13 protein-coding genes are annotated in these 12,797 nt (G+C 35.6%); 7 read left to right on the plus strand and 6 right to left on the minus strand.

From position 1 onward, the window contains the following. The first annotated feature begins 4 nt into the window (after window positions 1–4). The gene (prpC, locus tag E2K74_RS02690; RefSeq protein ID WP_151206170.1) at window positions 5–1,144 is read left to right on the plus strand and encodes a 2-methylcitrate synthase; all 1,140 of its coding nucleotides are present in this window, start codon (window positions 5–7) and stop codon (window positions 1,142–1,144) included. Between the two features lie 62 nt (window positions 1,145–1,206). Here prpC and E2K74_RS02695 read toward each other — a convergent pair whose 3' ends face one another. Together E2K74_RS02695 and E2K74_RS02700 are read right to left on the minus strand one after the other, a co-directional pair. Then, window positions 1,207–1,821, minus strand: a complete 615-nt coding sequence (locus tag E2K74_RS02695; RefSeq protein WP_151206171.1) for an aminotransferase — start codon at window positions 1,819–1,821, stop codon at window positions 1,207–1,209. Window positions 1,822–1,891: 70 nt separating this feature from the next. Then, window positions 1,892–2,365, minus strand: a complete 474-nt coding sequence (locus tag E2K74_RS02700) for a CinA family protein (RefSeq protein WP_151206172.1) — start codon at window positions 2,363–2,365, stop codon at window positions 1,892–1,894. 248 nt (window positions 2,366–2,613) lie between these two features. Here E2K74_RS02700 and E2K74_RS02705 point away from each other — a divergent pair, with 248 nt between their 5' ends. Together E2K74_RS02705 and E2K74_RS02710 are read left to right on the plus strand one after the other, a co-directional pair. Next, window positions 2,614–2,853, plus strand: a complete 240-nt coding sequence (locus tag E2K74_RS02705) for a hypothetical protein (protein ID WP_151206173.1) — start codon at window positions 2,614–2,616, stop codon at window positions 2,851–2,853. 621 nt (window positions 2,854–3,474) lie between these two features. Then, window positions 3,475–3,690 carry a hypothetical protein gene (locus tag E2K74_RS02710; protein WP_151205472.1) on the plus strand — a complete coding sequence of 72 codons (216 nt, stop codon included), beginning with the start codon at window positions 3,475–3,477 and terminating at the stop codon, window positions 3,688–3,690. Between the two features lie 124 nt (window positions 3,691–3,814). Here E2K74_RS02710 and E2K74_RS02715 read toward each other — a convergent pair whose 3' ends face one another. Beyond that, window positions 3,815–4,138 (minus strand): hypothetical protein, encoded by a 324-nt coding sequence (locus E2K74_RS02715; protein WP_413773044.1) that lies wholly within the window; start codon window positions 4,136–4,138, stop codon window positions 3,815–3,817. A gap of 1,793 nt (window positions 4,139–5,931) precedes the next feature. Between E2K74_RS02715 and E2K74_RS02720 the strand changes: the two genes are divergently transcribed. Both E2K74_RS02720 and E2K74_RS02725 read left to right on the plus strand, forming a co-directional pair. Continuing rightward, a complete protein-coding gene (locus E2K74_RS02720; protein ID WP_151206175.1) occupies window positions 5,932–6,390 on the plus strand; it encodes a DUF2147 domain-containing protein in 459 nt (152 codons plus the stop codon). A 695-nt stretch (window positions 6,391–7,085) separates the two neighbouring features. Continuing rightward, window positions 7,086–7,661 carry a hypothetical protein gene (locus tag E2K74_RS02725; protein WP_227547993.1) on the plus strand — a complete coding sequence of 192 codons (576 nt, stop codon included), beginning with the start codon at window positions 7,086–7,088 and terminating at the stop codon, window positions 7,659–7,661. A gap of 944 nt (window positions 7,662–8,605) precedes the next feature. Here the strand turns inward: E2K74_RS02725 and E2K74_RS02730 are convergent. The 3 genes from E2K74_RS02730 to E2K74_RS02740 form a co-directional block, all read right to left on the minus strand. Continuing rightward, entirely contained in the window at window positions 8,606–9,553 is a 948-nt protein-coding gene (locus tag E2K74_RS02730) for a GGDEF domain-containing protein (RefSeq protein ID WP_151206371.1), read from the minus strand. A 351-nt stretch (window positions 9,554–9,904) separates the two neighbouring features. Next, complete coding sequence (locus E2K74_RS02735; protein ID WP_151206176.1) at window positions 9,905–10,267, minus strand: lysozyme inhibitor; 363 nt, start codon at window positions 10,265–10,267, stop codon at window positions 9,905–9,907. A gap of 262 nt (window positions 10,268–10,529) precedes the next feature. Beyond that, window positions 10,530–10,724: a hypothetical protein gene (locus E2K74_RS02740; protein ID WP_151206177.1), complete on the minus strand. Its 195-nt coding sequence runs from the start codon at window positions 10,722–10,724 to the stop codon at window positions 10,530–10,532. Window positions 10,725–11,525: 801 nt separating this feature from the next. Here E2K74_RS02740 and E2K74_RS02745 point away from each other — a divergent pair. Then, window positions 11,526–11,990 carry a hypothetical protein gene (locus E2K74_RS02745; RefSeq protein WP_151206178.1) on the plus strand — a complete coding sequence of 155 codons (465 nt, stop codon included), beginning with the start codon at window positions 11,526–11,528 and terminating at the stop codon, window positions 11,988–11,990. Between the two features lie 235 nt (window positions 11,991–12,225). Then, window positions 12,226–12,444, plus strand: coding sequence for a hypothetical protein (locus E2K74_RS02750; protein ID WP_151206179.1), 219 nt, complete (start codon window positions 12,226–12,228; stop codon window positions 12,442–12,444). Window positions 12,445–12,797: the final 353 nt, after the last annotated feature.

Genomic DNA, 12,797 nt, shown 5'->3' on the forward strand with positions numbered 1-12,797 from the left:
AACAATGGCTGAAGGAAAAGTACTTACTGGCGCAGGATTGCGCGGACAAGTGGCAGGGAAAACCTCACTTTCAACCGTCGGTAAAAGTGGTGCAGGTCTGACCTATCGCGGCTATGACGTGCAGGATCTGGCGGAAAACTGTCAGTTTGAAGAAGTAGCTTATTTAATATTCTTTGGTGAATTGCCAGATTCAGAACAATTAGCAGCCTATAAAGCAAAATTAAAATCTTTACGTGCCTTGCCGCAAGCTCTAAAAGAAGTGCTTGAGCGTATCCCTGCAGATTCACATCCTATGGATGTCATGCGTACTGGGGTTTCCATGCTAGGTAACCTGGAAACTGAACAGTCCTTCGAACAGCAGCAGGATGTCGCAGATCGTATCCTGGCCACCTTACCTGCGATCATCTGCTACTGGTATCGTTATAGCCACGATGGTGTGCGTATTGAAGAAAATACTGATGATGATTCTATCGGTGCACAATTCCTGCATCTGTTGCATGGTGAAAAATCCAATGAGTTGCATGAGCAGGTTATGAACGTGTCTCTCATTTTATATGCAGAGCATGAATTTAATGCTTCAACCTTTACGGCTCGTGTCTGTGCCTCTACTCTGTCTGATATGTATTCCTGTATCACTGGAGCGATTGGTTCCCTACGCGGGCCTTTGCATGGTGGTGCCAATGAAGCAGCAATGGATATGATTGAAAACTGGCAGTCTCCAGAAGAAGCTGAACGCGAAATGCTGGGCATGCTGGAACGTAAAGAAAAAATCATGGGTTTCGGACATGCAATTTACAAAGACTCCGATCCGCGTAATGCCATTATTAAAGTCTGGTCTGAGCGTCTGGCCAAAGATGTGGGTGATACCGTACTGTATCCGGTTTCTGTACGTTGTGAAGAAGTGATGTGGCGTGAGAAAAAACTGTTCTGTAATGCCGATTTCTTTCATGCTTCGGCATACCACTTTATGCGGATTCCAACCAAGCTGTTCACCCCGATTTTCGTCATGTCACGTATAACTGGCTGGGCAGCGCATGTGATGGAACAGCGTGCGGATAACCGTATTATCCGTCCAAGCGCAGACTATACCGGTCCAGAGCTGCGAAAAGTCATTCCTATTGCAGAGCGTAGTTCAGCAGCCTGATCTGAATAATGAGTTGCTGATTAAAAAATAAAGCCTCTCATGAGGCTTTATTTTTATTAAACTTAACGTCTTAACAGTACCGGGTCTTCAATGGTATAACCGGTTTCAAAAGGAATCCCCAAGTACTTGACTGTCACCAGCGTTTTATTCTGTTTAGGAACTTTATAGGCCTGGCTGATTTTTAAACCTTGCTGATAACTGACCGCTTGATGAGTCGGACTTTTTTGTGAGCCAGATTTTACTTGATATTGATAGGTCCATTTTGGCACTTTCTTTTGTGGATCATACCAGGCAGGCGCATAGCCTTTGCTGGTTTTTAATAATTCAAGTCGAATATTCTGTTTTTTTACCGGAATGACTGGAATTAAACGCTTCTTGATTTTGGCAATTTCCTGATCAAATTTTTGACTACTTTGATCATAATCAATACGTTTGGTCTTCGGACTAATATACAGGGAATTCACCATCACCAGCTGGTTTGGCTGCTTGGATTTAAAATTATAATAATACAGTTGCGGTAAACGGCCTCGGCCATCCAGATAATGGCGCATCAGGTAGAGCTTTTGATCTTTAACCTCATACCCTAAGACTTCAATATTCTGAGGTCCGCCCACTGTGGCAAACGCCGCACAAGGCAAACCAACCAGTAAAACCGAAATGATAGCTTTTATTTTCATTGCCCATCAAACCTTATTATAGTGAGGATAAGCTTAATTTATCTTAAAATAGGGTAGAAATAATGAAGTCTTACTGATTGAGCAGATTAATCATATCATGTGCCAAAACTGCTACCAATTTGTTTAAACGCTGCTGAGGGGTACCTTTCAAATAGTAGTGGAACTGATGAACCTGAACTCCATCATCAATCGCGATAAAAAACGTGCCTTCCGGTTTTTCTGGTGTAGCACTGCCTCCAGGCTTAAGCAGGCCAGTACAGGCAATCACCCAGTCTGCATCCTGAAACATTTTTTTGCCTGCCTGAGCCAATGCAACAGTGACAGGCATAGATTCTGCGGTGTAACTATTGATTAGATCCTGTGATAGACCCAGTACCGAGACTTTGACACCGACGTCATAGCAGACCAAACCGCCCAGTAAAGTTTCGGCACCTTCTCCTTTACAGATGGAGAACTGACTGGTCAGATACCCAGAACTCGCACTTTCAATGAAGGCGATCTTGATCTCTTTTTCTTCAAGTAATTCACAACATGTTTTGAGCATAATGCACATTTTGATAAGAGATAACTTAAGTTTAATTTAGACCGGTTCTGGCTGGGTATCAACTCTGAGTAGGGCTTTAATTTTGATATAAGGTAAAAAGAAATTGCAAATTTATAAATTTGTAGCTTAAAAGAAGAACTAGGGGCTGACTGTTTAAAGCTTGGGCAATCTCTGCAATTAATAGTTTCTTCCTCATAGGAATAATGGTAAAACAAAAATAAAGAGCTGAGTAAAAGTAGGTGGTAAGAATGAAAACTACAGTAAAATATGTCGTATTAAAAAGTCTGGACTATCAATTGGGTACACCTTTATTTCAGGAAGAAATTGATGCGGATGGCCAATATTTTGATCAAATTCCCCCTACTATTTCTTATCAAAATCTGAATTTTAAAGTAACCAGTAAAGAGTTAAAGCGTCTGTATCTCGCTGAAGAGCAGGAAGAATCACAAACGATTATTGTAAAAGTGATTGCTCAATACGATAGATAACTGCAACATCCATCAGGTCTTTTAGATATTCATACAAGGCCTGATTTTTTTTATAAATATTATTGCCTTATTTATATTTGAAAATAAAAATCTAAGGCTATTTCTATTTTATAGATATATATTGCTGTTATTTGGAAAATCCATTTTTTTTAAATTTTTACTTTATAGAGTGTGTTTTAATGTAAGTATGAGATTTAAATAAATTGCATAAAATAGACATATTTTTTTCTTTCAGGCTTTATAAAAATAGTATAGATGAATTTCATTATTTTTTTAAGTATTTGAAATTAAATATTTTATATAAAATGGATACTCTTTTTGTTTCAGTATCTAAACCTAAATTATTTTCTTTTTTACAAGAAGCCCTTATTAAGTTTTTGTTTTTTATAAAGGAATGAAAAGTTTGGCTTAATATTTTTTATTATGTATTTTTTGCATTATAAAAAGTAATCTTTGTTTCTTTATAAATTAAATTTCAATTACTTAAATTACTATTTTTTACATTGAATTAATATGTAACAGCTTACAGGTTGGCGAAGTTTAAAAACTGAGTAGAGTAGAGGGTAAGTCGAAAATATATATATCGGCTTTTGATTAAAGCGAAACCTAAGGAGAATACCCATGACTAATCAACAGAACCAGCAAGATCAACAGAATCAACAAAACCAGCAACAGCAACAACAAGACCAGCAAAACCAGCAAGGTCAAAGAAACAACCAACAAAACCCTAATCAGCAGCAACAGAACCAAAAACAGCAAAATCCTAATCAGCAGCAACAACAACAGCCGCAACGTAATCAGCAAGAACAACAGAATCAGCGTAATCAAAATCAATAACATTGGTGCGATCAATAAGATCAGCAGAATCTGCAGCACTAATGTGATTTAGGTTATCCTTTTTCAAAATAAAGACCGCCTTTTCAGGCGGTTTTTATTTGGACTTTATTTGTTCATTTTTTTATTAACACTGAATGTTGGCTTTAATCTTATAAAAATTCAGGGCATTATCTAAGTCCTTCAGCAAGCCTGGTTCAGTATATTCTTTAGGTGCAAGTTTAAGCAGTGCTGGCATATAATAAGTTTTATATTCTTTAGGATAATCTTTACAAAGGATACGGGTGCGCTCTTCAATGCTCAGTATAGAAGAATCCAGTTGATCCAGATAGGCACTTAAACGATTATCTGATTGTTCAAACTGCGCTTTAATGGTGGGGTCTGGTTCAGAAGATACATCTGCCTGCTGTTTCTGACAGCCTGTTAAAGTAAGTACTAAGAAGGCGCTCAAGCATATAGGTAGTTTCATATTATTCAGATTCTGTTATTCGTCCTGAGAAAAGTATAGAGAGAAATATACAAATGCACACGGATCTTTAAGTTACAAGCCGCCTGAACGAAGAGTTTAGTAATAAAAAATGATCTATAACCGCATCCATATTTTTTTCAAAAGTCGCGACTATCTTAAGATTATCGAGAAAATTCAATAAAACAACTATAGATCAAAATTTTAATAATATTCCTCAGTAGAAAATCATACATTTTTATTGTTTGAATTACTTGTTATCAAAGAATCATTTTCTGAAATTGTAGCCTTCACATAAGTTTTCATAGGCAACATAAAAACTGACAATCCCTGCAAGAGTGAAACATGAATAGATGCTATTTATATAGCTGTTTTAGTGAAAATATAGGACAAAGCAATGATAAAGTGTATTTGTGCATTTGGTATAGGCGTAATGGTGGGTTGCTGCTATAAGTCTTGTAAGAGCAAAATGTGCCAGATGAAGGATAAAGATCACTCAACAAAAAATCAGGATGAGGAGCCTGTACGTACCTAATTACCCTATGCTTGAGGATTAATCTGAAGCAGGTGGCAAGCTTAGTAAGACTTTTTCTAGAATAATTGAATATCGAGTACTATCTTTCACGCATAAAAGCTCTGCTCATGATCAAGCTTTTAAAGTTAGGAGGAATACATGTTCCAATTTATATGCTGTTTATTGGGTCTACATGGCGCGAATGAAATCAAGTATATGGATGATGAGGACGTTAAAGAAGAGAGTGCTGATTTAAAAGAAACGATATAAGTGTCTTTCACTTTCAAAGTGTCGAAAACAAGACAATAACCCCATTTGCGAACTAAATGGGGTTTTACTTTAAGTCAATTTAATAAACTTAAATATTTAGGATAAACTTTCTCCATTTATATAAAAAACCACATAATACGGGTAATATTTAAACTAATTTTTTATATAATTTATTATTAAAGGTCAATGTCTTTGGTAGCTTGAATTAAGTAGAATTTTTGTCAGTTTCAGGATAATGAAAAGATCAAAGAAAGAAATCTTTTCTCCGGTATCACAATTGAGTCAAAAATTACTTAAATAAAAAGATTTAATAGCTTTAATACCACTCTACGAGTTTGCCAATAGACAGTTCCTTATCTCAAGTATTCAGGTTTGTCATTAAAAGAAGTCTGGTTTTAGTTTAATGATTTATCTATATATCTTTATATTTTTCAATTTTTTAATTGGTTTCTGAGAGTCGATAAAGCTTGCTTAAACTTAAAAAAGAAAGCTAAATTTTAAAATTAAAGTATGTTTTATTTTGTTGCAAAGAATTATGAAAGTGTAATATTTTGTTATTTAGAATATTATTTAAGCGCTGTATAAAGGAGGTACAGCCTTAAATAAGGGTAGATCAAATGACAAAAACAGAAATAGCTATATCTATATTCGTTGTATTGCTTATCACCCTGATGGTTTATTCCTTGGGACAAACGTTTAATTATTAAACGGATTTCGACTCACTAAGGTAACCGTATAAAAGTGTGCCCAGTGACTAAGGGGGTACACTAGTTTAGTGTTTTTTGGGATAATTATTTTAGAGTGGTTCTATTGAACCGATTTAAACGATGTTTATTCTGGCAGACATGGCCTCGTCAAACTATTCGTTTTTTTACATGTATTGGATATATATAATTTTAGTGAAATTTCTGTCTATATTAAAAAAATAGGGGGTATAATTTCCCGCACTCGGCACCTCTCTGTGCTTTTTAACTTAATTGTAAAATGTCTCTATATGAAGTTTAAATTTATTGGTGCTGTTGCACTCCTGCTTGGAATGATTAACCCCTTAGCTGCCATGCCTTTTGATCCATTAATTGGCACATGGAAGGTCATCGATGACCGTACTGGATATTATATTTCAGATATTGTAATCCGCAAGGATTCTAAAACAGAACAGTATAGTGCCGTTGTGACCAAAAACTACCCATTGCCAGGTGCTCCAATGAGTGAAGTGTGTACCAAATGCGTGGGCGTACTAAAAAATCAGCCATTTTTTGGAATGGAAACATTAAGAGGACTGGTTGCTAATGGTAAAGATCAGCAATTCAGTAAAGGAGTGTGGATCAATACGCAGGATGGGAAAACCTACCATATTGATGCTCAATTAAATGAATCAAGAGATTTGCTCAAAGTTCAAGGCAAAGCCAAGGGAAGCAATACGATGAGCAATATGACGTGGAAGAAGCTCTGATAGAGCTTGTACCCTTATGAGCGCATGTATTGATTCCAGGCTTTAAAAAACCAACCTACCAATGCGGTGGGTTTGTTCAAGAATTTGATAACTATTCTTTAAACTCTTGGATAGGGATAGGTCGGTCTTTCACAAACCCTACAAGGCCTTCTCCATTTTTAAAGTGAATAGCCCACCTTCATTATCAGGCATCAACACACCGTTCGCAGCAGATGCTCTTTTCAACACGAAAGTTCTATTACAAAATCAACACTTACTTGAATACCCATTCTATCTAAGTTATCTGTCAGCAGCGCAGTTTCAAAATTATTTGACGATTTAAACTTAAGGATTAAATCCATTGGACTGCTGAGGGTGAGTCATGAATCTGTGCGGGAGTGAGGATGGAAATGCTGGGTACGCTACTCTCTACAGGACTGATCATTTCTTTAGGATAGGAATTACAGCCCAGTAAGTATGAAAGCAATAAGAGAAATACCCCTGATATATTGCATAAAATTTCTCTTTAACCTTTAGTCACAGATATAAAGATAGTACTTCGTTAAATGGACCAGTGAAGCTTTATTTGTATTTGAATGACAGAAAAGAAAAACCTCTATTAAGATGAAGGGTTTTGAAATCATACTTCTTTCTTACTTGAATAGATGGTCAAAAAATATAGAATGAATAGGGTAGCAATTTTTTAGAGATTTAAATTGAAAAGATTTGCAAAAAAAATAATGGTAGCATTAATGCTGACTAGTATGAGTAGTGTGGCGATGGCTGATTCCGATGCAGTAGCCAAGTACCAAGTTTTAAATGTAACGCAAAAGTATGCGGAATCCACTTCATGCGGACATTCTTTTGAAAGAGGTAAAGCGGCTAAATTAACATCGATTAAAGATATTTATCCAATTTACTCAGACGAAAAGACCGGTATTGCAGAGTACTATATCTTTTGGAGTGGCGATAAAGGCTGTAAAGGCGGAAACGGCAGCAGTTCTTTCCATATGTCTGAAGTCAGCAAGCTTTCCAAGTCACGACCATTTGTGGTTCAGAATGACAAAGCTTTTGGCGACAATGTTGACATTAACTTTAGATTTATCAGTAATGTGAAGCAGATCAATAGCAAGCATTTTGAGATTGTTTCTCGGGACTATGCTGATGCTACTTATGGCGGCAAGGACGGAGGAAATAACCTGCCAGCCAATACGTTTAAATATACGGTTCAAAAAATTGCCGGTAAAGGTTGGAAAGTCACTGACAAAGTGCTTTTAGAGCAGCGTAAATAAGCAATAAAAAGCCCATGATTCATGGGCTTTTTAACAGCTTAAACTTATGTAGAAATAAAAAACCTAAAAGCTGGCTTCAGGCGATTAAATACTGTCTATATTATTGAAGTCTCATGGATTTATGAAATTACATAAATGTTTCAATATGCTTGATATAAACATATAGGTTATTTCTTTTGATTATAAAAAATAACCAGCAATACCAAGATAATAACCAGAATTACTGCGATGACCACCCTTTCCATGATGATTACCTATAATCTACATGACTTTTTATTCTAGCATTGAATATTTCTTTTCTCTGTAGTCATTCAAGGCTTGTTTAGATTAGAAAGTAATCTTTCTCTCGTCCAGTTTTAGCAGCTGGTTTAAGTAGGTAGATATAATGGTTTTTTTATGTTTAGTAGGGTAATTCGTATAGAATTTTAATTTTTGATAGTAACAGCTTTCTGGAAAATAATATAAAGCTTCAAGAGCGATGAAATGATAAAAACCATCAGTTTGTGTACTGTTGAGCTGCAATGATAACATCATGTACAGAAGCGCACATAATTCTCGCCCAGATTGCCCATGGGGAATATAAGAAGCCTAGAAAAGGCAAGGCGATTGAGAAGGTATGAGATATTAGTGCAGGACAGGCATTAGATATTTATATTAAACCTAAAACCATTTACCAGTATAGAGAATACTCTTACCTTTATTTATGTTAGTTCGATTCGAAACCTATTTGAAATGACTAAAATGGAGTATTGGGTAAGTTCTTAACTGTATTTAAGATCAGCAAAAAGCTTCACCTGCATAAGGACATCATTCACAAATATTATTCTTTATCAGATATATTGCGATCATTGATAACAATTAAAAGCTTTCATACTTTCTCCACCCGGCCCAAGTGCCACTTTGGTTGCAGCTTTTTAAAATCTGAAGCCGCACAAGGTGGTTTTTTAACCCATTCTATTTGATTTGATTAAGACTTTGTCTTGATACATCTTTTCATCAGCTTCTAGAACGGCTGCTGATAATCCAGATTGGGGATTTCGCATTGCCAAACCAATTGCGGCACTAATACCAGCTTGTACCAACGCATGCTGAATTCTTAATACCAGCTTCTCAGCATTCTCTAAATCAGTTTCTATACTCAGTACTGCAAACTCATCACCACCTAAGCGAGCAACAATATCATTACTGCGTATATTATCTTTTAAGGTTAAAGCCATTCTTTGAATGAGTTCATCACCTGCCGCATGTCCTAAAGAATCGTTGGTAATTTTGAGATCATTAAGATCAATCATTAATATAGCAGTAGGATGGCCATATTGTTTGCAGCGCTCTTCTTCTAATTCAAGCAGTTTGTCCCATGCACGACGGTTAAACAGACCAGTAAGTGAATCACTAAGGGCCTCAGCTTCAAAATGTTCAGCTTTACGTATTTGTTGTGTCTCTCTTAATTCAGTTTGTAAGATATAACTCAGCATCTGTGCTAATAGTTCAAAAATCGCTGCCTCTTCAATAAGCATTTCTGACTTGGGTTGTGGATCAATAGCACAAAGTGTGCCAAAAAGTGAACCATCTTCTTTTACAAGCGGCTGGCCTACATATGCTTGTATATCTACCAGCTTGTTTATTGCGGCCTGACGGTATAGTGGAATAGCAGGTGAGTAGGGGGCAATGCGAGGAGCTTTACCTTGTACCATTTGGGAGCAAAAGGAATCGGCCCAACGAAACACTTGCCCAGGTTTAATGCCATAGCCATTATCTTCACTTTGCAGAACGATCCAGTCATCACCTTCAGTACGGGTGATCATCCATAAATTGAAGCCAAAGCGAGTGTGCAGGTATTTTAAAACCGTTTGACCTGCTTCCTCAAAGCTTTTAAAACCAGCATGATTTATCATAAAGATTCACTATATCTAGGAAGTAATTTCAAATACTTGAATATAATTGTATATAGAAATCATGAATAAAAATACAGCTTTAAAAGTCTAAAGAAAAAAAGTATTCATAGCAGATCAGACAACATAAAATGAACAACACTCAAGGAGTAGACCCTATAGCATTATTTCTAATAATTATAGGGCTTATACTGATCATTATGGACGTTATTTTGAACCTCACACGTTACATAAAAAAACTATATAGATGGAGGTGCAAGTTTCTTATGCAGATTGTCTGGGAGGGGTATTTTGTCTTGGGTCATAGCTAAAATAAAACCCATCTTAAGATGGGTTTTTAAAGTAAGAATCTTATTTTTTATATTCAGTAATGTTAATTGGCTTACCTTTAACTAACTCTACTACACCTTCGCCACGCTTAAAGTGAATAGATACGCCTTGGTCATTCGCTAAACGTACACCACTGGCCGCTACAGTTTGCTTCAAATGATGAACTTTGCCTGAATTATCAGTCATTTCTGCTGTTTCAAAATTGTCAGATGACTTAAGCTGAATCGTTAGATCCATTGGTCCAACAAAGTTAATTACTTGGGTTTCAGCCGGAGTACTTGGTGTGCTTTCTACAGGAGGCGTTGATTCTGTAGGTTGTGGAGGAGATGAATTGCAGCCGGCCAGTGCTAAAGCAAGAAGTGAAGCACCAATTATATATTTCATATTGAACAAACCTTTTCGTTCTAAATCATAAGTATAAACATGTTAATTAGTTGGATAGAAATATAAAGATTTATTTACATTTGGATGACATAAAAAGTACTGCGATGAGGAGGAGGAATTCTTATCTGAATTTACCTATAGGGGATATTTAACTTGCCTTATAGTCTTCCCCTTATGACTTTAATGTCTTTAAGCGGGGTTAACTTGATGTAATCATCAGGCTGAATTTTCAATAGAGCAGATACGCAGTTGTTTTTTGTATTCAGCAGAAAAGTCTTTGCAGAGGATTTTGTATTTCTCTGTTGAAGAAGGCTTTAGGGTCATTCAGAAACTTTAAGTATTCATCAATTTGAGCCTCTGATTTTTCAAACTGAGCTTTGACCACTGGATCAACGCCAGATTTAGCAGTATTTGTTGCCTCTGATTGTTTTTGGTGGCCGGTGGTTGTGAATGCCAAAGGGTGAGCCTTTTTATTACATATTGTTTTAGGTGTAATACACAAATCACTCTAAAGTGAATTGAAAGACTACAGATAGAAATGATAATTTTAAATCAAATCTTCCCAATACATGAGGTAAGCAATAATGAAGTTGTTAACTGTGGTTTGTGTGGGGGTTGCAGCAAGTTTTTCCTATAAAGCTATAAGAAATAGCAGGCCAACTCTTTCAAAGCCAGACTTTGATGAAGTAGTAAGTAAAGTTATGTTGGCAGGTTTTAAGGCCTAGTCGGGTTTTAAACTTCTTGATTTAATAAGAAGCTCGCCGTACGGTGGGCTTTTGTGCATTTATGATCTTTTAAAAATTAAAACAAGTCGCAATACATTTGTTGTACACCGTAATGCTAAAGGTTGATTTATCTTCATTATTAATTGAAGTTAAGCCACTGGACATTGCTATGATCCAAGAGATCTTTGCCTTTATTTATGATGAAGCCTTAAAGGAGTATGAACCATCAAAATATGAAATAGTCAATAAGCTGAAGTTTTTTTCAATAACTCTACGATTATTTGCAGAACTCAGGGGATAAGATGCCTATATTGAAATCAATACCTTAACTGTAATATTCAAATGCAGGCTCAGATCTAAATGTTATTGGGTATTTGATATACCCAAAATAGATGATAAAGAGCAGTTTATTGACTGGCTATCTTCTGAGTTAAATAAATTGTTATGAGAGTTTAAAACCCAATAAAACTTAAAGAATATAGATCCTTTTGTGTTAGGGTGTTGTTATCTTTCCCATGTGAAGAGTATGAGTCATGGGCCTAGTTCTTCTTGTGATTATTGTTTTAATCACATTCTTTGTAATGGTGAAACCCAGCCAACATAAGTCCGGTGGAAAGTTTAAAGAAATGACTAAAAATAAATTTGGTCATAAAATTTCCAGTGCAATTGAATTTCAGCACCCTATAATTGAAATAGTTGGCCCTCAACTTGATAACTCTGTGAGTAAAGTGGTTAATGCTCTCTTGATTATGGATACCACAAATACAGAATATACCTATGCGATTATGGTGGTTGTCGGTGGTATTCAAGTCGGTTATCTAAATGACGTAGATGCTGAAAAGTTTCTCAAAATTTTAAAGGATAAGCGCCTATATGAAGATACCGGAATTGAAGTTAAAGCACTGATTTACGGAGACTGGGGTAATATTAATCAAACTACAAATTTTAAAATCAATTTAAATCTCCCTGGAAATTTTGAAGATTCAGAAATCAAATAACTAGGTTAACTCAATAAATCTCCTTCTGGAGATTTATTATGGCCAGGCGAAAAGCCATGCTCCTGTTCATATTTTGCTTATTCAGCCTGCATGATGTGACTGAGATTAGCGATAAAAAAAAGAATATCGGAACTGTGTGGAAAAACCAGCTATTCCTTGAGGTATAAAATTAAGCCTACAATAGGGTTTGGTATCTCAGCTATAATTATATTTTTGGTAATCACTGGTGACCAAAATGGCTAATATTATGACAAGTAAATACGAAGAATTATTTATTAAACTCCATGAGGTTATTGCTAAGCGTAAGGAAAATCCAATTCATTTAAAAATTCCTTTTAATACTGTTGATAAGGGCACTATTTTGCAATTGAATGAATACTTTCACAAACATGCTTTTAATTTTAAAACTCATTTAGAAGATGAGAATACATTTGTAATTACTGTAGAGTATTAATGATATTTAATTTGCCAAATATAGTTGGTATATAAAAATCCCGTTAAATATGCTTTATTGGCAGGTTTTTTCTTTTCTTATGGGGGGTGAATATTAAATCTGTATGGAAATTTACAGATTTTCACTTTAAGAGAGTAATACTTTTTTTAAATATTCAGTTTGAGTAAAATGTATAGAGATTGTAGTTAAGCCTGTAGTTAAAGCTATTGTATTCGGTATGATTATGTTTTTATCTTGATAAGACAAAAGCTTATGAAAATTATCCAGAATTTATCTTTAATTTTAGCTGCAGTTGTATTGACAGCATGTGCAAATAATCCTGAACAGATGCCTTCTCAACCACCAAATACGAT

Origin of the sequence: Acinetobacter sp. RF15B (assembly GCF_007558235.1) — a bacterium.
Taxonomy (GTDB): Bacteria; Pseudomonadota; Gammaproteobacteria; order Pseudomonadales; family Moraxellaceae; genus Acinetobacter; species Acinetobacter lwoffii_C.